We start from the raw sequence: 22067 nt of genomic DNA, 5'->3' as shown, positions 1-22067 counted from the left end.
GCGTTGGGATTAGAGGAGGGCGCTATGACAGCGCCCTCTTTCACGTCCGATCGCCCGGTTTTGCGGATGCGCCCCAAGACCGATGCACGTCGCATTCGCCATGGCTTTCCCTGGGTCTATGCCAATGAAGTGGTCCTGGACCGCAGGACCAAGGCACTGGCGCCGGGTACACTGGCCGTGCTTGAGGATGCAAATCGCAGCCCGCTTGGCCTGGTCGCGGTCAATCCCCTGTCCAAGATCGCTGGCCGCCTGTTGGATCGGGATGCAGCCGCCTCACTTGACCGCGCATGGTTCGATGCACGGATCGGGGCAGCGCTGGGGTTGCGGGAACGCCTATTCGATGCGCCGTATTACCGTTTGATCCATGCCGAGGCGGATGGTTTGCCGGGGGTCATTGTCGACCGGTTTGGTGACCTGGCCGTCATCCAGCCAAATGCAGCATGGGCCGAGGTGCATCTGGATCATTTGGCGTCCTCCGTATCGGACATCACTGGTGTCACGCACGTGATCAAGAATGCAGGTGGACGCACACGCGCGCTGGAAGGGTTGGATGACCAGACCCAGGTCCTGGCCGGACGCATGCCGACTGAACCGATCGCCGTGCCGATGAATGGTGCCACGTATATGGCTGACATCGCGGGTGGGCAGAAAACCGGCCTGTTTTTTGACCAGCGACCGAACCATGCCTTTGCACAGTCCGTCGCCAAGGGCGCGCGGGTGCTGGATGTGTTTTCCCATGTGGGCGGGTTCGGGTTGGCCGCATTGGCAGGCGGCGCGGCCCACGCGACTTGTGTCGACGGATCGGCTGCCGCGCTCGAGCTTGCCGCCCAAGGCGCGGCTGCGATGGGGGTCGACGAGCGGTTCTCTACCCGTCAGGGCGACGCCTTTGATGTGCTGGGCGCCTTGCAGGAAGAAGGGGCGCAATTCGATCTGGTGGTCTGTGATCCCCCGGCTTTTGCCCCGTCCAAGCAAGCACTTGATGCCGGTCTGCGCGCCTATGAACGGATTGCGCGGCTTGCGGCACCGCTGGTGGCAGAAGGCGGTATTCTTGGGCTCTGCAGCTGTTCGCACGCGGCGGACCTCGCCAAATTCCGCGCCGCGTCCGCGCGTGGTATCGGGCGGGCAGGGCGGTCGCCTGCGCTGGTTTACACGGGCTTCGCCGGCCCGGACCATCCGCAATTGCCGCAACTGGCCGAGAGCGGCTATCTCAAGGCACTGTTCTTCCGCCTATGAAAGTGCTGATCGACGCGAATGTGCTTTACCCGACCGTGATGCGCGAGGTGGTGTTGGGTGTGGCAGCGGCTGGGGTGTTCGAGCCGCAATGGTCCGACCGCATCCTTGAAGAATGGGCGCGTGCCGCGGCACGTTTGGGGCCAGAGGGCGAGGCGCAGGCGCGGGGTGAGATTGCAATGTTGTCGGCACGGTGGGGGCGTGCCAATGTGCGATATGCACCGGAACTGGAGGCGCGTTTGTGGCTGCCGGACCCGGCGGATGTGCACGTGCTGGCGGCCGCTATTGCCGGATCGTCCGACATCATCCTGACATCGAATGCCAAGGACTTTCCGCGCAACATCCTTGCCGAGGAGGGGCTGTCGCGCGCTGATCCTGACGGGTTTCTGCTGGGATGTTTCGAGGCTCAGCCAGAGGCTGTATCCCACGCAGGCCATGCCGTTCTGGCGGAAGCCAGACGTCTTTCCGGAGACACGTGGACCATGCGCAGCCTGATGAAGAAAGCGCGCCTGCCGCGCCTGGGCAAAGCGCTGGAACGGCACGGTTAGGGCGCGGGCACTTGCGCCCATTTCGCTTCCAGCGCCTCCAGCGCCTTGATCCGTTCGGTGGTCTTGGGATGGCTCATCAGCCACGCAGGCACCGCGCCTGAGTTCGACTTGGTCAACTGCTCGAGCTTCTCGAACAGGGAGATCTGCGGCCCGATCCCGATCCCGGCCTTGGTCAAAAGGGCTGCGGCGTATGCGTCCGCCTCGTACTCATCACTGCGCGACAGGCGGGCGGCCAGCAGGGTTGTAAGCGCATTCGCGATCAGCACGCCGATGCCGGGAATGAAGCGCGAAAGCACCATGGCCAGCGCTGTGCGCAGCGCATTCTGTCCGGAAAAGTCGATCATGCGGCGGCGGCTGTGGCCGAGCGCGACATGCCCCAGCTCGTGCGCAATCACGCTTGCCATTTCGGATGCCGATACGGCCCCTTGCCGGAACTTGTTGTAGAACCCGCGCGTGATGAAAATGCGGCCGTCTGGTGCGGCAAGGCCATTGACCGGGTCGATTTCATAGATGTGCACTCTGATCCGCTCCAGATCGAGCGCGGCGGCCATCTGGTCGCACATCTGGCGCAGCATCGGGTCAGCCAGTTCGGTGGACTGCGCGTCCAGCTCGCGCGCCGTGCGCCAGACCGAGAACCGGTACATAACAAGCCCATAAACGATGGCCAGCAGGATCGGGGTAAACTTGATCATGGCTTGGATATGGGGCCGTTTGGGCCGTCCGGCAAGCGGATCAGTTGTCCCAGGTGACAGGAACGGACAATGGGCCGCGGAAGGCCCAGCCTGCAAACGTCACCTCATCCGTCAGGCGCAGGTTCGGCAGTTGGTCAAACAGCATAGGCAGGGCGTGTCCCGCGATCAGGGTGCGGGAGGCTGCGGCACCGGCACAGAAATGCGGACCAGCACCGAAGGGGATCGCTGGGCCTGTGTCGCGGGTCAGGTCGAAAGTGTCGGGCCTGTCGAAATGATCTGCGTCGCGGCAGGCAGAGCCGAACATGAGAAAGATCAGCTCGTCCGCTTCGAAGTCGACGCCGCAGGCGGTGTCGTTGCGCGCCACGCGGCGCGGTGACATGCCGATCGGCGCCACGAGCCGCACATATTCGTCAAAGGCGGCGTTCCAGCTGGCTGATCCATCCTTGATCATTGTGTATTGGTCCGGATGGCTCAGCAGCGCCCAGACCGTGCCCGCAATGGCATCGCGCGGTTCGTTCTGCCCGCCGCCAATGATGACGCGCACGTTGCCTGCGATCTCGTCAAGGGTCAGACCGGCCTGGTCGAGGACAGAGATGATCGACATGTCGGGAGCCGCCCGCAGTTGGGGCAGGCGCTCCTTGATCAACTCCAGCACGCGGTCAGCATAGCCGTACCCAAGCCGATCCACCTCCGGATCGCGCTGGTAGTTGGCGGCGGCGTCCAGCATCGCCTGGCTTGCAGCGTCCATTTCCGCAGCCTCCATGTTGGTCAGGCCCGTCATCAGGCGCAGCGCGTCGGCAGAGACCGGCATGGCGTAGTCCGTCACCAGATCGCACGCGCCCAAGGGTTTCAGCCGGTCGATGTGGCCCTGCACGATCTCGCGGAACTTCGGACCTAGAACATCGCGTACCGTGCGTGGGCTGAGGGCGGGAAACAGCGCCTTGCGCTCGCGCATGTGGGCATCGCCATCCTTGCGCATCAGGTTGCTGCCCATGACCTTGGTCAACAAGCCGTTGGGTTGATGGCTTGAGAAGAGATCAACGCGCTTTTCCTCGCGAAAGACATCGTCGCGTCGGGTGAAGAGCGTGGCGCCGAGTTCGGGCACGTAGCAGACGGGTGCGTCTTGACGCATGGCTGCAAGGGTCGGGTAGGGGTCCGCGTGAAAGGTCGCGGGGTCGATGTGGATGGTTGGCGCGGAGGACATACCACGACGCTACACGCGCCGTTTGTAACCAAAAAGGTCTAGCGCGTGAGTGCCCGCATTCCGCGGCTCAACCCTTCGAGCGTCATCGGGACCATGGCGTCGGCGCCAAAGATTTCCTGGATCATGCCAATGGAATGGGTGTAGCCCCAGTATTTCTCGGGCACCGGGTTAATCCACAGGTTCGAGGTCCATTGATCGCGCGCGCGGGCGAGCCATACTTGGCCTGCTTCCTGGTTCCAGTGCTCGTTTGCGCCGCCGGGATAGGCGATCTCGTAGGGTGACATGCTGGCGTCCCCTACGAAGATACATTTGTAGTCGGGGCCGTATGTGCGCAGCACTTCATGCGTGGGTGTTTGAGCGTCCCAGCGCCGGCGGTTGTCGCGCCACACGCCTTCGTAAAGGCAGTTGTGGAAGTAGAAATATTCGAAATGCTTGAACTCGGACTTGGCGGCCGAGAACAGTTCTTCCACGATCTTCACATGCGGGTCCATGGAGCCGCCCACATCAAGGAACAACAGCACTTTCACCGCATTGCGGCGCTCCGGGCGGGTTTTGACGTCTAGATAGCCGTGTTCGGCGGTGGCCCGGATGGTGCCGTTCAGGTCAAGTTCTTCCGCCGCGCCATCGCGCGCCCAACGGCGCAGGCGTTTGAGCGCCACCTTGATGTTGCGGGTACCCAGCTCAACGGTGTCGTCCAGGTTCTTGAACTCACGCTTGTCCCAGACCTTGACCGCGCGCTGGTGACGGCTCTCTTTCTGGCCAATGCGAACGCCTTCAGGATTGTAGCCATAGGCGCCAAAGGGCGAGGTGCCGGCGGTGCCGACCCACTTGTTGCCACCCTGATGGCGGCCTTTCTGTTCCTCAAGCCGTTTCTTGAGCGTTTCCATGAGCTTGTCGAAGCCACCTAAAGCTTCGATCTCCGCACGCTCTTCTTCGCTCAGATGCTTTTCGGCCAGCTTCTCAAGCCAGTCCTGCGGGATGTCCACGGCTTCCAGCACCTGGTCGATGCTGATCTGTTCCAACCCTTCAAAGGCCGCGGCAAAGGCGCGGTCAAACTTGTCGATGTTGCGCTCATCCTTCACCATCGCCACACGGGCCAGGTAGTAGAATGCCTCGACATCATAGGTCGCGAGACCCGCTTTCATCCCTTCGAGAAAGACAAGGAACTCGCGTAAGCTGACCGGCACACCGTTCTTTCGCAGGCTTTCGAAGAAGGGCAGGAACATGTCAGCCCCGCAGCGCGCGGTCGATCAGGACGGTGGCGATCATGCCCACGATGACAAAGGCCAGCGCATAGCCCGCAGCGTATTGCAGGATGTCGAGCCGGTTGCCGTTGCGCTTGCTTGCCGTGTACCCGCCGATCAGAGCGCCCAGAAGGGCCGCTGCGATGACTATCATTTGCCTTGCCTCTCAATGCCTTGGGGCGGCAAGTTCACCCTTTCAGCGGGCTCAGCGAAGAGATTTCCCGCAGCTTGGCCCGCACCGCCCAGTCAGAGCCAAATCCGTAGCGCGCCCACCCCAGGCTGTCCAGCCTGACCGTGCGTGCTTCGGCGGCGCGACCCTGCAGGTCCAGGGCTTCGGCGCGCAGCAGGAGAAGGGTCGACAGAAGGGCTGCGTTTTCGTTGCGGGCCGCGCGATCAATATGGGGTGCAAGGGTGATCATGGCAGTGTCGCCATCGCCGCGGCTGATGGCATAGGCGGCCAGTTGGGTGGCAACATAGGCGCGGTGCAGGTCGGCCCCCGGGGTCGCGGCATAGAACTGGTCGGCAGCGCGGAAATGGGACTGCGCGGCGCTGGGATCGCTGGCAAGCAGCAAACGGCCATTCGCGTAGTGGGCAAAGGCGCGGCGGTGATCCCGCCAGCCCATCGCTTGTGCAATGTCGAGCGCGCGTGCGGCGGCGTCCTTGCGCTGCGCGGTGCTCGCACCGGGGCCCAACGCGGTTTGCACGGCCTCGCTCCAGGCTCGGGGGGTGCGCGTGGCATATCTGGCGGGCAGATTCTCACCGGCCGGATTGATGCGGGCAAAGATCTGCGGCAGGCGTTGCGCCACCTGGCCCCGCGTCATCCCGGAGCGCAGTTCGGGCGAATAATACGCCTTGAGCATCAGCATATCGAAGCCGGTCAGAACCGTGTGTACATTGTCGTCGTTGAACACGCTGTCGGGCAGGCGGTAGAGGTCATTGAGCGGGCCGATGGCCTGCGCCAGTTCCTCGTGAAGACAGTCGCGCACCTCCTGAGGACTTGCGTCATTGGGCAGGAATATCGCCAGCCGCTCGCGGGTACGCAGGTTCGACCAGCTTGTGCGGGGTGTGCGGCGGTTGGGCTTGTATTCAGAGATGGTCGTGATGTTGGGCACGACGAAACAAGCGGCATGGGGCAGGGCCTTGCGGATCTCTTTGCGCGACACCGCCTCGATCGTGATGTTCGCCGGATTGCCGGGCGCGGCTTCGTAGATGTCGATATTCGCCTCGCTCCGCAGCCGGTGCATCAGGCGGCGTAGGTCGGTGCCGAGTGACGCGGGCGGAGCGCCGGTCACGCGGACTGATATGGGGCCTTCGAACCGGGTGAAGACGGGCAGTTCACGGCCCGATTCCAGTTGAAAGCTGAGTTCGATGAAATCGAGTGCCAGGTCGTTGTTGGACCGGATTGGCTTGACCGGGCGCGGCGCGCCAAAGGTCTTCATCGGGGGCAAGTCGTTGCTGGCAGACAGGGCGCGCGTGGGCGTGTCGCCGGGTGTTACGGGCACACAGGCATTGAGCAACAGAACGAAGGGCAAAACAAAACGGCGCATCTGTCTTATCCCCGATCGTACTTGATGAAGGGCGACAGGGTGCCGACACGGTCGTAGAGCTTGCGGGCCTGCGTGTTGGTGTCCTGCGTCAGCCAGTAGACCGAGGGCGCTCCCGCCGCATCGGCTGCGGCGTAGACACCTTCGATCAGCGCGCGGCCAATGCCTTGTCCCCGAACAGACGGATCGGCGTAAAGGTCCTGCAGGTAGCAGACATTCTCGACTTTCCAGCCATGGCGATGGAACAGGTAGTGGGCCAGCCCGACGAGTTTGCCGTCCACTTCGGCGACGATTGCGTTGAAGTCTTGAGGATCATTGCCCTGCAGGCGGTCGAAATATGTGTCAAAAATCTCTTGCGGGCGGGTTGTCTCGTAAAAGGCGAGATACGCTTTCCACAGATCATCCCACGCGGGGCGATCCGACGACAAAAGAGGGCGCACTTTGAGTGCGTCTGTACCGGTCATTATTACTGCCTGCCTGCCTTTTAGCATTTTGGATGCGGGCGTTTTCGCCTCTCATCACGGTCAAGGTATGGAGCAATTCAGGCAAAAGAAAGGTTTTTTGTCCTCAAATCATACGCGTTTCCGGTGCGCGCGCAGATTGTGACCCAAAAGACTCGCCTTTTGGGTCAGAGGTTTACTTAGCGGGCCGTGACGTCAGCGTTGGCCGCGCGCCATGAAGGCGAGCCGTTCGAACAGGTGCACGTCCTGTTCGTTTTTCAGCAGTGCGCCATGCAGTTTCGGCAGGGCCGAGGCACCGCCGGATTTCAGGTCTTCGGCGCTCATATCCTCGGCCAGAAGCAGCTTGAGCCAGTCCAGCACTTCGGAGGTCGAAGGCTTCTTCTTCAGCCCTTGCTGTTCGCGGATTTCGAAGAACTGGGTAAGCGCCGTGGTCAGCAGGCTTTCCTTGATGCCCGGGTGGTGGACGGCCACAATCTGCTTCATCGTTTCCATGTCCGGGAAGCGGATGTAGTGGAAGAAACAGCGGCGCAGGAAGGCGTCGGGCAGTTCCTTTTCGTTGTTCGAGGTGATGATGACAACGGGGCGTTGGCGGGCTTGGATTGTCTCGCCGGTCTCGTAGACGAAGAACTCCATCTTATCGAGTTCCTGCAGGAGATCGTTGGGAAATTCGATGTCGGCCTTGTCGATCTCGTCGATCAGAAGAACCACTTTCTCGTCGGCTTCGAACGCCTCCCAAAGCTTGCCTTTCTTGATGTAGTTGCCGACGTCATGGACCTTGTCCTCGCCCAGCTGGCTGTCGCGCAAACGGCTGACGGCGTCATATTCATAAAGGCCCTGCTGGGCGCGTGTGGTCGACTTGATGTTCCATTCGATCAGCCGCAGTCCAAGGCCGCGGGCCACCTGCTTGGCAAGTTCGGTCTTGCCGGTGCCGGGTTCGCCTTTGACGAGCAGGGGCCGTTCAAGTGTGACGGCCGCGTTCACGGCGATGGTCAGGTCGTCGGTGGCGACGTAGGCGTCTGTGCCCTGGAATTTCATGTGTGTTCACCCATTTGCGGCAATCTCTTCATCACGCAGCTTTTAGCCAATCTGGTGCGGGAATGGGTAGTGACAATCCCATGTCCCTCGGATAGACGCTGCGGCAGGGAGATGGTCGGGGCAAGCACAGGACCAACTGGGGAGCCGTTATGGCCAACGTCAGTCGTATTGAGGGGAAGCCAATGAAACAGGAAGTGTTCCTGCCGGATGATTATCGTCCGGCCGAAGACGAGCCGTTCATGAATGACCGGCAGGTTGAGTATTTTCGCCGCAAGTTGCTGAACTGGAAATCTGAGCTTCTGGCAGGAAGCAAAGATACAATTGAAGGACTGCAGGACGGGACCCGCAACATCCCGGACGTGGCCGACCGTGCCTCCGAGGAAACGGACCGAGCGCTGGAACTGCGCACCCGTGATCGCCAGCGCAAGTTGGTGGCCAAGATCGATTCCGCCCTGCGTCGGATCGACGAAGGCGAGTACGGATATTGCATCGTGACGGGCGAGCCGATTTCGCTCAAACGTCTGGATGCGCGTCCCATCGCGACCATGAGCCTCGAGGCGCAGGAGCGTCACGAGCGCCGTGAAAAGGTCCATCGCGACGACTAAGCGTTAACGCACCGTACGCTGAGGTGTCGGGGCGGCGTTCGCCCCGAACCGCACATTTTGGCAGGAAAACTGCGCATTTTGCGCCCCGCCAAACCCACCGATTTCAGGGGCTTTTTCCAAAACTGCATATTTTTGCGGTGAAACTACGCATTTTGATGCCGGGCATGTGTTTACTGTCTGTTTACCGATGGCGACCCGTTAACGTTTGAGGCGGCGCGTTCACTCTTCCGAAACCTCTGCGCTACGTTACAAGCAAACCTTGTCCGTGGTCTCTGCGCGGCGCGCGCAGCGTGGCCCGTTTTGGGGTGGCAGATTTCATACACCTTTCACCAGATATGGTTGTGCCGCGCAAAGGATCAGCGCAGGCGGCGCCCCGCTTCATTCTGGTCTGGAGGTCGTTCAAGCGAACCAACCTTGCAATGGGCTCCAGGTGGGCACGCCGCACCTGACCGTCGACACCCGAGTGCCGGGGCTGGCGTTGATGTCCGGCCGCCTTGCGCTCTGATGCCTCGGCAAGACATGGATTGGACAGAGCGATATGTTCGCTCTGTCCACCTCATTCGGCCATTTACGCAAGACCGATGATGTCTTCGCCCAAGGGGGGATTGTTGACGTCGTAGTCGGTCACGACAAGACCGGCATAGTGGTCTTGAATGGTGTCCCGATTGTAGCCCTGGAAAGTGATGAAATCCTCGGTTCCTGATGCCGCGTTGGTGATTTCGAGGATGTACAACGTGTGTTGCACAACATCGACGTCGCCCACGATCATGTGGAAGCCGTAGTTCACCAGGGTGCCCGGTTCATATGCGCCTGCGGGGATGGTGTAGGTGTCACGAACTTCGTTTGCCACGGTAAAGGCGTTGGTCGATTTCACGGAGCCACCGGCCTCTACCGATGCGGTCACGGATGCGGATGCGCCGATCCCCAGAAACTCGCCCGATGCCTCCAAAGTGGTGGCAACCGATGAGTTCCAGTTGAACTCCGCTGAGGTTTCATGCCGTTGCTCCGTTCTCAGGACCCAGGTCGTCGAAGCCTCGCCTTGACCGATCAGGACGGAGTTCGATTGCGATGTCGGGAGCAGTTTGGTGGGCGTTACGCCAAGCACCGAAATTGGCCTTTCCACATCTGCATAGGCCGCTCTCATCGCATATTGATCCAGGACACCGTCGCCGTTCAGATCATATTTGCCCTGGATATTGGACAGGTTCATCTGTCTGGCGCCCGGGGTCACAAGTGTCGGTTCATCAAGCCGTTCGAATGGAGGTAGGTCGCCCGATCCGTAGGTCGTCAATTTGTGGTCGTAGGTCCCGTCCAGGTTGTTCACTCCGATGATGTCCTGGCTGAAGGGAAAGGTGAACTGGTCGGACACCGGACTGCTTGTTGCCGCTTCTGCTGTCCCAAACTCCGTCTGCACCGTGTCGTCTTGGGTCTCGGAACTGAACGCCGCCAGTACGGCTGGGTCGGTTTTTCCTGACAGACGTGCGGCGACTTCGGCGCCAAAGTCACCCTGAGATGTGCTGTCGAAGGCTTCGTTGAAGGCGGCTTCGGCGATCTCTTCGACGAGGGTGGCTTTGAGTGAGGCGCCGGTCAGATCGGCATCAAGGAAGATCCGTCCGTGTTCTGTCGCAGCACCGTCCAGTTTTTGGCCGTCCGTGGTGCGGAAGTCTTCCACGAACGTGATGTCGAGATCTTCGCCCAAAAGGTTGATCACATGGTCGCTTGTGTTGATGTCGGCGGCTGAGGCCGTGTCCAGCAACTCGGCAAAATCAGAGAAGGTCTCTGTTTGCGCGTCGGTCAGCTCGGACACTTCGATGTCGCGGCTCAAGAGTGCTTGTGTCAGCGCGATTTGACCTGTGGTGGCGGTGGGCAGTTGGAACAGTTCCGACGTGGTATTGAACTGAAATTCATCGGTGCCGGAGTGGTTTGCATCGAATGGCATTTGGTCTTCCTTTTGGGAGTGCATCATGACGTGTTGGTGCGCGAAGAATGACCTTCGCCTGGGAAGACTGGGGGGCGTTGACGCTGCTTCGCATCAAATCCTCACCTGCTGTTTTGAGTGGGCAAATTGATGCTTGGTGCGGTTCCGAGGGTCGGCACCGAAGTGACAATGCAACCCCGGATTGAACTGTCTGGCAGCCAGATGCCGGATTCATTTTGAAAAAGCGGCTGGAATGCGCCGGGCCACGCCGCGCATTCAGTCGCGATGGATGCAAATGATCCGTCGTCGATCTGACGAATGACGACGTGTATCGGAAACCCGAGCCGGTTGATTCGCCCTTTAACCCTTGGCCCGCGTGAGCATTCCAAACAGGTCCCGCGGGTCGTCGGGGTCGGCAAGCAGATCGAGCGGGTGGAAGTAAGGCGTGCCTGCGATCTGGTCGCGGACGTAGCGCAGGGCCGAAAAATCCTCGATCGCGAAGCCGACGCTGTCGAAGATGGTGATTTGCTTGTCGGAGGTGCGTCCCTGGGCCTGACCGGTCAGGACCTGCCAGATTTCGGTGACCGGGTGGTCGCCGTCCAGTTGCTGGATGTCGCCCTCGATCCGCGTTTGGGGCGGATATTCGACGAAGATGTCGCCGCGTTTGAGGATCGCGGGGGCGATTTCTGTTTTCCCCGGGCAGTCGCCGCCGATGGCGTTGATGTGCACGCCCGCGCCGACCAGATTGTCGGTCAGGATCGTGGCATATGCCTTGTCCGCCGTGCAGGTGGTAAGGATTTGCGCGCCTTCGATGGCGTCCTCGGCCGTGGTGCAGCGGGTGACGCGCAGGCCGGTGCCTGCGAGGTTGGCGGAGCATTTGGCGGTGGCCGCCGGGTCGATGTCATAAAGCCGGACTTCTTCGATGCCTGCGATGGCTTGCATGGCCAGCGACTGGAATTCCGATTGTGCGCCGTTGCCGATCATCGCCATGGTTTTGGCCCCTTTGGGCGCGAGTGCGCGCGCGACCATGGCGGAGGTGGCCGCTGTGCGCAGGGCGGTGAGCATTGTCATTTCTGTGAGCAGGACGGGGTAGCCGGTGTCGACGTCCGCGAGCAGCCCGAAGGCCGTGACCGTTTGCAGCCCGTCGGCCGTGTTCTTGGGGTGTCCGTTGACGTATTTGAAGCCGTAGGTTTCGCCGTCTGAGGTTGGCATCAGCTCGATCACGCCCTCGGCGGAGTGCGAGGCGACGCGGGGCGTCTTGTCGAACAGCTCCCACCGTTTGAAGTCGGCTTCGATGTAGCCCGCCAGCCCGCGCAGCATGTCCTTCAGGCCGATGTGGTGGATCAGTTGCATCATGTGATCGACGGAGACGAAGGGGACGAGGGCCTTGTCGGAGGGTTCTTGCATTTTCTGTCTCCTTAATAGGCGCGGGTGGGGCGGTCGAAGACGCGGCGGCCGAAGGCGGAGGCCGTGAGGTCCACCATCAGCTGCGCGGTGCGCCCGCGTTCGTCGAGGAAGGGGTTCAACTCCACGATGTCGAGCGACGACAGGAGGCCGCTGTCGCAGATCATCTCCATCACCAGATGCGCTTCGCGGATGGTGGCACCGCCGGGAACGGTGGTGCCGACGGCGGGGGCGACGGAGGGGTCGAGGAAATCCACGTCGAGCGAGACGTGGAGGAGGCCATTTGCTTGGGTCACGCGGTCGAGGAAGGCAGCGAGCGGTTTGGCGATGCCGTGTTCGTCGATGTGGCGCATGTCCACATAGGTGACTTCAGTTTCTTCGATGGCGGCGCGTTCTTCGGCATCGACGGAGCGGAGGCCGAGCATGGCGATGTTTTCGTGGGGTACGGGGCTGGGGACGGGCGGGAAGCCGTCGAACCCGTCGCGGCCCGTGACATAGCCCACGGGTGTGCCGTGCAGGTTGCCGGAGGCTGTGGTGGCGGGCGTGTGGTAGTCAGTATGGGCGTCGAGCCAGAGGACGAAGAGGGGGCGGTTTGCCCGTGCTGCCGCGTTTGCCATGCCGCGCACGGTGCCGAGGGCGAGGGCGTGGTCGCCGCCCATGAAGATCGGGACGGTGTTCGGGTCGGTGGCTTCGGCGCGTTCGGAGAGGGCCTGGGTCCAGGCGATGGTTTCCTGTTGTGCGTGCAGGTGGGTGCCAGTGGTTTCGGTGAAGGCGGCGGGGGTGACGTTGCCGGTGTCAGTGACGCTGTGGCCAAGGTCCGACAGGGCCGCGTGGAGGCCCGCTGTGCGCAGGGCGTCGGGGCCCATGAGGCAGCCTCGGCGCCGTTTGCCGCTGTCCATGGGTACGCCGATCAGGTCGATTGTTTTGGGTGTCATCTGGGGTCTCGCATCTGCTTGGCCGAGATGTCTGATCAATTTGTGTCGTGGACAAGCGGTCAAAGTGGACGTATCGGAACCTGACTGTTCAAATTGGAGGTGTGAGTGGACGATATAGACAATCGGTTGGTTGCGGCCTTGCGCCATGATGCGCGGGCGTCGCTGTCGGATCTGTCCATTCGGCTGGGCCTGTCCCGCACGACGGTGCGGTCGCGGATCGAGAAACTGCAAGCGCGTGGTGACATTGTGGGCTTTACCGTGGTGCTGAAGGCGGACACGGCGCAGGACCCGGTGCGCGGGCTGATGATGATCGGGATCGAGGGGCGGGGGACCGAGCGCATCATCCGCCAGCTTCAGGGCATGGTCGAGGTGCGGGCCGTGCATTCGACCAATGGGCGCTGGGACGTGATTGTCGAGATCGGGACGGAGACGCTGGAACGGTTTGACGAGGTGTTGTTCAAGATCCGCCGTCTTGATGGGGTGGTGGCGAGCGAGACGTCGTTGCTGCTGTCTACGCGGAAGTCGGCCTGACGCGGAGGGCGGCGATCCAGAGACCCGCGATCACCAGCGACAGCACCATGTTCCAGCCTGCCATCGACAGGCCCGCGAATTGCCAGGCGATCTCGTCACAGCGGATGAGGGGGGCGGCCATGATCTGGTCGAAGAGCGCGTTGGGGTCGAGGTCGCCGACGGCGCTGCCGGAGCAGCTTGAGGGGCCTTCCCACCAGCCTTGTTCCACGCCGACGTGGTAGCCGCCGATCCCTGCGGTGACGAGAGCCGCGCCTGCGCCGAGGACGATGAGGACGGGTAGGGGGACGAAGAACGCCAATACGCCCAGCAAGATGGCAGCCAGATGCGGGTAGCGTTGCCAGATGCACATCTTGCACGGGGCCAGCCCGCCGAGGTGCTGAAAGGCGAAGGCGCCGAGCAGCAAGGCGGCCGACCCGGCTACGGCGAGGATCACGTAGGACTGTCGTGTCATAGCGCCCCCACGGCCAAGAATCCGCCAATGAGGATCACGATGAACAGGGTGAACATCAAGCCCAGGCGGCGTTCGATGAAATCACGAATTGGTGCGCCGAAGCCCCAGAGCAGGCCCGCCACGATGAAGAAGCGCAGTGCGCGGGCGAGGATCGAGGTGGCGACGAAGGTGGCGAGCGGCATGGAGGTCCAACCCGACATGATCGTGATGACCTTGTAGGGGAAGGGTGTGACCCCGGCTGTGAGCACCGCCCAGAAGCCGACATCATTGAAGCGGGTGTTGAACGCCTCCATCGCGTCGGCCTTGCCCAAAGCCGCGAGGATGGGCTGGCCGATGGTCTCGAACGCGAAGGCGCCGATGGCATAGCCCAGTAGCCCGCCAAGCACGGAAGACACCAGCGCCACACCCGCGATCAGAAAGGCGCGGTGCGGGGCGGCCAGGATCATGGGGATCATCAGCACGTCGGGCGGGATCGGAAACACCGAGCTTTCGATGAAGGCCACAAATGCCAAAACCCACAGCGCATAGGGGTGGTTGGCCCAGCCCATGGTCCAGTCATACAGTCCACGTATCATGCGCGGCGGCAGACCATGCGCGCAGGACAACGTCAAGTCGCTTTGCCCTTGCTCCTGCTGCAGCAGTTCGGTATCCGCCTATGCGAGGCCCAAGTGGCGGAATGGTAGACGCAGGGGATTCAAAATCCCCCGCCTTTGCGGGCGTGCCGGTTCGAGTCCGGCCTTGGGTACCAGCCTCACCAAATTCAGTGCTCTGTCTGGCGACACTGCCATTTTGATGCGCATGTCGTGAAGCACCGTTGGGCGGCGCGTTTTGCGTGCAGCGACATGGCCGGGCGGCATCCGCATTATGTTCAGGCTGTTGGTCCGACCGATTCGTTCATTTTTGAGACCTTGTTCGTCGCTGCGCACCATTCGCTGAAATCTTTCAAGATTGGTGTCAGTTCGTGAACGTATGTTATCCGGATCACGGCAGGATTTTGGCGATCTGACCTAGGGTTAATTGTTTCGACCGACGAAACTCGACGTTGAATAAAGTGGTGCGCGGAAAGCCGCCGAAGTTATTGCGCTACAGATGTTTAGGCGGATTTTCGCGCATACGTTGAGGTTTGTCCGGCAGATACATTCAACCAAGGGTAGTGAAATTGTTCAGTTGAATGTGAGGAAAGCGGACTCAATTGAGGCAATGCCGACGTTTTTCGGACATTTTTCCCTTTGTTTGCATCAAACGTGACCGTAAGAACATTCTTGCCCAACTGGGGGGCGATGTCTGTAGGTCATGGGGGCGACCGCACAAGACGCACTGGCAAGGTGCGGGAAATGTGTGTTCGCTGCGTTGCTTGAGCAACCGCTGATACATGCGTGTGTCGGGTCACTTACCCGCGTGCGCATCGGCGCGGGCCGTCATTCTCCCTCATTTCTGGCAGGTGTGCGTGCGGATCGCCCAGTTACCGACTGCGTCGCCTCGTCTCGGGTGAAGAGTGAGTGAATGATGGAGACGTTTCCATGTGCCGATCAATGCACAGCCTGGCGCCGCGAGTTTTGGATGCGCGTCTGTTTTCCAACGGGCGGGGAGCGCCCGTGTCCACTGTTCATTCTGAATTGATTTCGGTCGCGTTGCGTGCTGCGCGCAACCCTGCCTAGGAGGCCTGACCCATGACTAAGTTTATCGATTTCAACAACCTCGCGACTGGGACCGTGGTTGACAACGAGTTTTCAGCGCAGGGTGTGACCATCTCTGCCGTTGGCGGGTCGAACAAGGCCATGATCTTCAACACCGCGCATCCGACCGGTGGTGACACGGACCTGCGCACGACCAACCTGGGCAAGGCGCTGATCATTTCGGAAGATGGCGACAGCCATGATCCCGACGACAACGCAGGCGGCGGCAAGATCAACTTTGTCTTTGACGATCCTTCGACGATCAACCGCCTGACATTCCTCGACATTGAAGAGGGAGCTTATGTCCGGTTCTTTGATGCGGACGGCCACCAGATCGAAAAGGTGAAGATCGACGATACCGACAACAATGGTCAGTCGATCGTGGATTTCGACATTTCCGGTGTGACGCGGATGGAAGTCGAGCTGAAAGGCTCGGGTGCCATCGACAACCTGGTGTTCGACACGACCGGCGACGGTGTGGTCGAGGGTGACAATGACGGAAACCTGATCGATGCAGGTTATACGGGTGATCCCGAAGGCGACATGATCGATGCGGGCGATGCCCTGCTGCCGGGTGAGGGTCCGGATGATGACATCGTGGACGCCTTGGGCGGTGACGACACCGTCAAGTCTGGCGATGCCGATGACGAAGTCTATGCCGGATCGGGCAATGACAGCGTGTTGGGCGGCGACGGTGACGACGTCATCTATGGCGACAGCAACTATTCAGGCCCGGGCGCCGGTGTGTCCGAGCGCGAAGTCTTTGAATGGGAGAAGTCCCCGTTCGGTGACGGCAACGACCTGGGCAACTTCACCCAGGACACCGGCAATGTGAACGTGTCCTTCAAGATCCTGAGCCAGTCCGGTGCGTCCGAGACGATCCAGTCCGATGACGATCAGAACGTGTCGAATATCGACGGTGACGGCAACAACGTCGACGACAACAGCTCGCTCGACAACGTGTTGAACGGCAAGGGCAATTCGGCTGACTACGAGCTGTCCTTCTCGAACCCGGTCGAGGATGTCTCCTTCCGTATCAATGACATTGATGGCGACGGTGTGGTGCGCGTTAAGGCATACAATGCCGCCGGTCAGCAGATTTTCGTCAACCTTGAGGGCGGTAGCGAGCTGACCCTGAAAGACACCGATGGCGTGGCGGGCAATGACACTGCCGACAGCAACGGTGGCTATCTCGACGATACCTCGGACGAGTATTCGGTGCTGGTCAGCATTCCGGGGCCAGTTGCCCGCATCGTGATCGAGCATGATCAGGACGGCAACAACAACTCGGGCATCAACATCACCGACGTCTATTTCGACGCGCCCATCCTGGATGAAGGCGCCGATGGCGACGACACGCTGCAGGGCGGTGCCGGTGACGACACGATCTTTGGCGAGGGCGGCAACGACACGCTGAAGGGCGAAGATGACAACGACAGCCTGGTCGGCGGTGACGGGAATGACCGTCTGGAAGGTGGCAAGGGCAACGACCTGCTGGATGGCGGCGCAGGCCGCGACGTGCTTGTCGGCGGGTCGGGCAACGACACCGGTCTTGGTGGCGACGGCAATGACGAGATCTGGATGGGATCGGGGAACGACGTCGTGGACGGCGGTGCCGACAACGACTGGATCCACGGCCAGACCGGCAATGACACGCTGGACGGCGGCGATGGCGACGACATGGTCTTTGGCGAGGATGGCGATGACGTCATCATCGGCGGCGACGGTGACGACCTGCTGAAAGGTGGCGCCAATGCCGACACGATCTTTGGCGGCGCGGGCGACACCGTTGATGGTGGTTCGGGTGGCTTCAACGCCGATCCGGCGCTGAACACGGACAGCGATGTTCTGGATCTGACCGGCCAAGGCCCGTTCTATCTGGACAACGTGACCTCGGACAGCAACGGCAATGGTATCAATGGTACGGTTGTCTTTGTGGACGGGTCGGGCAATCCGAACGGGTTGACCATCGACTTCACCGAGATTGAGGATGTGATCGGCGACGAGATCAACCGCGGTCCGGATGCGGTGGATGACACGGCGACCGTGGATGAGGACGGGAGCGTCAATATCAACGTATTGGCCAATGACAGCGATCCCGATGCCGGTGATGTGCTGACTGTGACCGACGCAACCTCGCCCGACGGTGATGTGACCATCAACGCGGACGGCACGCTGACCTTCGAGCCGAATGAGAACTTCAACGGCCCGACGACGATCACCTACACCATCTCGGACGGGAATGGCGGTGAGGACACGGCGACTGTCAATGTGACGGTGAACCCGGTCAATGACGATCCGGTTGCCAATGACGACACAGCCGAAGTGGACGAGGACGGTTCGGTCGACATCCCGGTTCTGGCCAATGATACGGATGTGGACGGTGACACGCTTGAGGTCATCGACGCCTCCTCGCCCAATGGGGATGTGACCATCAACGGCGACGGCACGATCACGTTCGAGCCAAACCCGAACTTCAACGGCCCGACGACGATCACATACACCGTGTCTGACGGGAATGGTGGTGAAGACACGGCCACCGTCAACGTGACCGTGAACCCGATCAATGACGGCCCGGTTGCCAATGACGACACGGCCGAAGTGGACGAGGACGGATCGGTCGATATTCCTGTCCTGGCCAACGACACCGATGCGGATGGCGACACGCTGGAAGTGACCGATGCATCCTCGCCCGATGGTGAGGTGACGATCAATGCGGACGGCACGATCACCTTTGAGCCGAACGAGAACTTCAACGGTCCGACCACGATCACCTACACCGTTTCTGACGGCAACGGCGGCGAGGACACCGGCACTGTCAACGTCACGGTAAACCCGGTCAATGATGCGCCTGACGCGGTCAATGACACGGCAACCACGGATGAGGACACTGCCGTCACCATCGACGCGCTGGCGAATGACACAGATGTGGATGGCGATGCACTGACCATCACGGGCGCGTCGGTGCCCGCCGATCAGGGCACGGTCGATGTTGTCGACAACAAGCTGTTCTACACGCCTGCGCCGAACTTCAACGGCGATGCGACCATCAGCTACGCCATCTCGGACGGGAATGGCGGCACGGACACCGCCGAGGTGACTGTGACCGTGAACCCGGTCAACGATGATCCGGTGGCGGTCGATGATCTGGCCGACACAATGGAAGACGAAGCCGTCGTGATCGACCTTCTGGGCAATGACACCGATGTGGATGGCGACACCCTGATCCTCGACTCTGTTTCGGTTCCGCCGGAGCAAGGTTCGGTCGTCGACAATGGCGATGGCACGGTGACCTTTACGCCTGCGCCCAACTTCAACGGCACGGCGACCATCGACTACACCGTGTCGGACGGCAATGGTGGCACTGATGATGGCCAGGCCATTGTCAGCGTGGGCGCCGTCAACGATGGTCCGACGGCTGTCGATGACACGGCGACCACGGATGAGGACACACCCGTCACCATCGACGTTGTGGCCAATGACACCGATCCGGATGGCGACACCCTGACGATCACGGGCGCATCTGTGCCTGCCGATCAGGGCACGGTCGATATTGTCGACAACAAGCTGTTCTTCACACCTGCCGAGAACTTCAACGGCGACGCGACGATCAGCTACTCCATCACAGACGGCAATGGCGGCACCAGCGCGGCCGAAGTTGCGGTGACCGTGAACCCCGTGAACGACGATCCGGTCGCCGTGGATGATATCGAGACCACGGACGAAGACGTGGCTGTTGTCGTGGACCTGCTGGGCAACGACACGGATGTCGATGGCGACACGCTGGAAATCGGGTCGCTGAGTGTTGATCCGGCGGAAGGTTCGGTTGTCGACAACGGTGATGGCACTGTCACCTTCACCCCGGCACCGAACTTCAACGGCCCGGCCACGATCACCTACACTGTCGTTGACGGAAATGGTGGCGAGGACACCGGCGAAGCGGTTGTGTCCGTTGGTGCGGTCAATGATGGCCCGGTTGCTGTCGATGACACAGAAACCACCGAAGAGGACACCCAGGTTACCGTCGACGTCGTGGCGAATGACACGGATGCGGATGGTGACGATCTGACTGTCATCTCGGCCGTTGTTCCACCCGAGCAGGGCACCGCGGACATCGTTGACAACAAGGTGGTGTTCACCCCCGCCGAGAACTTCAACGGCGATGCAACGATCACCTATACGATCTCGGACGGGAACGGCGGCACCGACACAGGCGATTTGGTCGTCACGGTCACACCGGTCAACGACGCGCCCGAGGCCGTCGATGATGCCGAAACCACGCCGTTCAATACTGCGGTCGACATTCCCGTGCTGGCCAACGACACGGATGTTGACGGTGATGACCTGCGCGTGACCGAGGCGACGTCGCCTGATGGTGACGTGGTGATCAATGGCGACGGTACGCTGACCTTCACGCCCAATGACGGTTTCGAAGGTGATGCGATCATTGACTACACCATCACGGACGACGAGGGCGGCTTTGACAGCGCGCAAGTCACCGTGACGGTCGAGCCGAACCCGCTGGACGGTATCGTTGAAGGCTCCGACGACGGTGAGCTGATCGACGTGAACTACACGGGCGATCCCGAAGGCGACATGGTCGACAGCGGAGACAACATCTTCTCGAGCGATCCCGAAGACGCTGACGATGACATCATCGAAGCAGGCGGCGGCAACGACATCGTCATCGCCGGTCAAGGCGACGATGTGGTCGATGGCGGCGATGGCGACGACCTGATCGACACCGGCAATGGCGATGTGAAGCCCGACCTGGGCTTCCCGAACGATGACGGTACGCCTGTTCCGGGCTTCCCCTTCGGCTTTGCGGCGGACGACGATCCCGACAACGACCTCGACTTTGTCGACGGTGGCGCGGGTGACGACACGATCAGCACGGGCGACGATGCCGACACCATTGTTGGCGGCACCGGCAACGACGTGATCGACGGCGGTATCGACGATGACGAGATCTCGGGCGACGAAGGCACGGACCGCATCGTTGGCGGTGAAGGCAACGACCTGATCAAGGGCGGCATCGGTGACGATACCATCTATGCCGGCAACGATCCCGATCTGGGCCTTGACCAGCTGAACATCGAGGATGACGGGTCGAACCCGTTCTTCCCTGCGGACCCGCGTCCCGACAACGGGATGGACACGGTATTCGGTGGCGACGGCAACGACCTGATCTTTGGTGCCGACGACGATGACGAGCTTTACGGCGAGGAGGGCAATGACACCATCGACGGTGAGATCGACGACGACTTCATCGACGGTGGCATCGGTGACGACAGCCTGCTCGGTGGTCAGGGCAACGACACCATCCTTGGTGGTGAGGGCAACGACTTTATCGACGGCGGCAACACTGCGGACACCGTGGATGGCGGTGAGGGCAATGACACCATTTTGGGTGGTCAAGGCTCCGACTCTCTGTCGGGCGGTGCAGGTGATGACGTTATCGAGGGTGGTACCGGTGGTGACATCCTGCGCGGTGACGCAGGCAATGACCTGCTGATCGGCTCGACTGGGGATGACTTCCTCGATGGCGGCGATGGCGCGGACACCCTGGACGGCAGCGGCGGTCAGGACAATCTGGTTGGCGGCGCAGATGAAGATCTGTTCATCAATGTCGGTCCGGGCGAGAACGTCGATGGCTCCGAGGCGGTCACGAGCGGCATCGACTTTGACACGCTTGATCTGCGTGGGTCGGCTCCGTCCAATGGTTCGCTGCAGGTGGTCGAGGACTTCCCGGGCGCGGAAAGCGGTGTGGTCAACTACTTCGACCAGAACGGTGATCCGGCAGGTCAGCTGACCTATCAGAACATCGAGAACATCATTCCCTGCTTCACGCCCGGCACCCTGATCGCCACCCCGACGGGTGAGCGTCGTGTCGAAGACCTGCAACCTGGTGATCGTGTGATCACCCGTGACAACGGGATCCAGGAGGTCCGCTGGGTCGGTCACCGTGCGATGACCGGCGAAGAGCTGGCCGATGCAGAACACCTCCGTCCGGTCCTGATCCGGCAGGGTGCGTTGGGCAAGGGGCTGCCGGAGCGTGACATGCTTGTGTCGCCGCAGCACCGTGTGCTTGTCGCTGACAAGAAGACGGCCCTGTATTTCGACGAGAGCGAGGTTCTCGTCGCGGCCAAGCACCTGACGCAGATGGATGGTATCGACGTGGTGGAGGTGTCGGAGACGACGTATATCCACGTGATGTTCGACCAGCACGAGGTGATCCTGTCCGACGGGGCCTGGACCGAGAGTTTCCAGCCCGGCGACATGACACTGAATGCCATGGGCGACGCGCAACGCGCCGAGATCCTCGAGCTGTTCCCCGAGTTGGAAACGGTTGACGGGATCACGAATTACGCATCCGCACGCCGGAGTTTGAAGAAGCACGAGGCGAAGCTGCTGACGCAGTAGAGCCACGCGCCGAATCAACAGAATCATGCAGCATCTCCGCGAATCGATTCGCGGTGATGCAGGAAACGGGGCAGGGGGCTGTACCCGTTTCCTGTGTTCAATACGCACCCTACGGCACTATTGTTTCCGCTACGGATCCGTATAGTGCTGCAATGCGGCATCTTTG

At 61.2% G+C, this 22067-nt stretch carries 17 protein-coding genes and 1 tRNA gene; 6 read left to right on the top strand and 12 right to left on the bottom strand.

Features of this window, described 5'->3' with window-relative positions; all coding sequences use genetic code 11:
- Positions 1–24: 24 nt before the first annotated feature.
- Both KUV51_RS07480 and KUV51_RS07475 read left to right on the top strand, forming a co-directional pair.
- Positions 25–1233, top strand: coding sequence for an RSP_2647 family RNA methyltransferase (locus KUV51_RS07480; RefSeq protein WP_222520919.1), 1209 nt, complete (start codon positions 25–27; stop codon positions 1231–1233).
- Positions 1230–1778 (top strand): RSP_2648 family PIN domain-containing protein, encoded by a 549-nt coding sequence (locus tag KUV51_RS07475; RefSeq protein WP_222520918.1) that lies wholly within the window; start codon positions 1230–1232, stop codon positions 1776–1778. The genes KUV51_RS07480 and KUV51_RS07475 overlap by 4 nt, the downstream gene beginning before the upstream one ends.
- Here KUV51_RS07475 and KUV51_RS07470 read toward each other — a convergent pair.
- From KUV51_RS07470 to KUV51_RS07440, 7 genes are all read right to left on the bottom strand, one after another.
- Positions 1775–2470, bottom strand: coding sequence for a M48 family metalloprotease (locus tag KUV51_RS07470; RefSeq protein ID WP_222520917.1), 696 nt, complete (start codon positions 2468–2470; stop codon positions 1775–1777). The two genes, KUV51_RS07475 and KUV51_RS07470, sit on opposite strands and share 4 nt — an antisense overlap.
- Before the next feature lie 40 nt (positions 2471–2510).
- Entirely contained in the window at positions 2511–3674 is a 1164-nt protein-coding gene (locus tag KUV51_RS07465; protein WP_222520916.1) for a cytochrome P450, read from the bottom strand.
- A gap of 38 nt (positions 3675–3712) precedes the next feature.
- Positions 3713–4900 carry a vWA domain-containing protein gene (locus tag KUV51_RS07460; RefSeq protein WP_222520915.1) on the bottom strand — a complete coding sequence of 396 codons (1188 nt, stop codon included), beginning with the start codon at positions 4898–4900 and terminating at the stop codon, positions 3713–3715.
- Between the two features lies 1 nt (position 4901).
- Complete coding sequence (locus KUV51_RS07455) at positions 4902–5072, bottom strand: apolipoprotein acyltransferase (RefSeq protein ID WP_222520914.1); 171 nt, start codon at positions 5070–5072, stop codon at positions 4902–4904.
- A 34-nt stretch (positions 5073–5106) separates the two neighbouring features.
- A complete protein-coding gene (locus KUV51_RS07450) occupies positions 5107–6465 on the bottom strand; it encodes a DUF2927 domain-containing protein (RefSeq protein ID WP_222520913.1) in 1359 nt (452 codons plus the stop codon).
- Positions 6466–6470: 5 nt separating this feature from the next.
- A complete protein-coding gene (locus tag KUV51_RS07445) occupies positions 6471–6926 on the bottom strand; it encodes a GNAT family N-acetyltransferase (protein WP_222520912.1) in 456 nt (151 codons plus the stop codon).
- A 192-nt stretch (positions 6927–7118) separates the two neighbouring features.
- Positions 7119–7958: an AAA family ATPase gene (locus KUV51_RS07440; protein WP_222520911.1), complete on the bottom strand. Its 840-nt coding sequence runs from the start codon at positions 7956–7958 to the stop codon at positions 7119–7121.
- 182 nt (positions 7959–8140) lie between these two features.
- On the opposite strand from KUV51_RS07440, the gene dksA reads away from it, so the two are divergent.
- Positions 8141–8563, top strand: a complete 423-nt coding sequence (gene dksA / locus KUV51_RS07435) for an RNA polymerase-binding protein DksA (RefSeq protein WP_222520910.1) — start codon at positions 8141–8143, stop codon at positions 8561–8563.
- A gap of 568 nt (positions 8564–9131) precedes the next feature.
- Here the strand turns inward: dksA and KUV51_RS07430 are convergent.
- The 3 genes from KUV51_RS07430 to rocF form a co-directional block, all read right to left on the bottom strand.
- Entirely contained in the window at positions 9132–10502 is a 1371-nt protein-coding gene (locus KUV51_RS07430) for a hypothetical protein (RefSeq protein ID WP_222520909.1), read from the bottom strand.
- Between the two features lie 339 nt (positions 10503–10841).
- Complete coding sequence (locus KUV51_RS07425; protein WP_222520908.1) at positions 10842–11888, bottom strand: ornithine cyclodeaminase; 1047 nt, start codon at positions 11886–11888, stop codon at positions 10842–10844.
- Between the two features lie 11 nt (positions 11889–11899).
- Entirely contained in the window at positions 11900–12820 is a 921-nt protein-coding gene (gene rocF, locus KUV51_RS07420; RefSeq protein WP_222520907.1) for an arginase, read from the bottom strand.
- Positions 12821–12925: 105 nt separating this feature from the next.
- Here rocF and KUV51_RS07415 point away from each other — a divergent pair, with 105 nt between their 5' ends.
- Positions 12926–13351 (top strand): Lrp/AsnC family transcriptional regulator, encoded by a 426-nt coding sequence (locus KUV51_RS07415; RefSeq protein WP_222520906.1) that lies wholly within the window; start codon positions 12926–12928, stop codon positions 13349–13351.
- On the opposite strand, the gene KUV51_RS07410 is transcribed toward KUV51_RS07415, so the two are convergent.
- On the bottom strand, positions 13332–13802 hold the full coding sequence (locus tag KUV51_RS07410; protein ID WP_222520905.1) for a disulfide bond formation protein B: 471 nt from the start codon (positions 13800–13802) through the stop codon (positions 13332–13334). The two genes, KUV51_RS07415 and KUV51_RS07410, sit on opposite strands and share 20 nt — an antisense overlap.
- Positions 13799–14377 (bottom strand): YqaA family protein, encoded by a 579-nt coding sequence (locus KUV51_RS07405; protein ID WP_222520904.1) that lies wholly within the window; start codon positions 14375–14377, stop codon positions 13799–13801. The genes KUV51_RS07410 and KUV51_RS07405 overlap by 4 nt, the downstream gene beginning before the upstream one ends.
- Before the next feature lie 87 nt (positions 14378–14464).
- On the opposite strand from KUV51_RS07405, the gene KUV51_RS07400 reads away from it, so the two are divergent.
- Positions 14465–14550: transfer RNA gene (locus tag KUV51_RS07400), tRNA-Leu, on the top strand.
- Between the two features lie 922 nt (positions 14551–15472).
- Entirely contained in the window at positions 15473–21901 is a 6429-nt protein-coding gene (locus KUV51_RS07395) for a tandem-95 repeat protein (RefSeq protein WP_222520903.1), read from the top strand.
- The last annotated feature ends 166 nt before the right edge of the window (positions 21902–22067 follow it).

It is taken from the genome of Tateyamaria omphalii (assembly GCF_019802125.1).
GTDB classification, from domain to species: domain Bacteria; phylum Pseudomonadota; class Alphaproteobacteria; order Rhodobacterales; family Rhodobacteraceae; genus Tateyamaria; species Tateyamaria omphalii_B.
This window is presented reverse-complemented; position numbering and strand designations above follow the sequence as displayed.